This is a genomic window from Salinisphaera sp. G21_0 (assembly GCF_017744115.1).
Classification (GTDB): domain Bacteria; phylum Pseudomonadota; class Gammaproteobacteria; order Pseudomonadales; family Endozoicomonadaceae; genus Endozoicomonas.
The window spans coordinates 1-705 of record NZ_JAGHQW010000220.1 but is presented as its reverse complement, the minus strand read 5'-3'; the positions used below and the strand labels follow the sequence as shown (position 1 = coordinate 705).

Annotated in this window: 1 protein-coding gene; it reads left to right on the top strand. The window is 50.4% G+C overall.

All coding sequences use genetic code 11. The features are described from left to right. Positions 1-86: 86 nt before the first annotated feature. Positions 87-705 (top strand): hypothetical protein (locus J7439_RS25745; protein ID WP_209204910.1); only part of this gene is annotated, 619 nt, incomplete at its 3' end.

The window sequence follows — 705 nt, the reverse complement described above, 5'->3', positions numbered from 1 at the left end:
ATAGAATACAGGGGAACCAAGCAGAACACTGATCGATTTAATGGAGTTCCGATGTCTTATTACATTCAAACATCAGGAGACTGGTAATGTTTACGGCATCATGGCATCTGTTCTCGGAAAAGCCTCCCGCTTATACTAATCAAATCGTCGGAACATTAACCGTAGATGGCCTGCCTTATGAAGGGATAGTGTTTGCCCTTGCTGTAGGAAAGCTAAGTTATATCTCCGGTCAATATGTAAAAAACGGCAATTTTCACATTCAATTAATCCCGGAAAAGTACAGCGCCAAAACCTTAAATCTGTTGATTTTTAAAGAAGGTCGGGCGCTGGCCAGTGAACCCGTTACTCCCGACAACGTGGTTGTCTATGACCTCGCCATCAGCACCAGCGGAGGCGGCGGTGCGCCAACCGGCGACCCGGCCACCATCAGCGGCAAGGTAGAGCGGGTGCTGGACAATTTGGCCGAACCCGCAGCGAGGCAACTGGTGGCCAGTGAACATAAGCCCGATGGTTCATGGGCGGTAACCGGCAATACGACCAGTGACGCAGGAAATGGCAGCTATACGCTGGATGTGCTGACCGAAGGCGGTGATACTTTTGTGCTGGCGATGGACGAATACGGTGTTCCTTTCACGGCTACAGCTTCTGTGGTTCAGGGAGATTTAATTCATCCCACCGTACCCAATGGCCATGTTTACCGGGTTG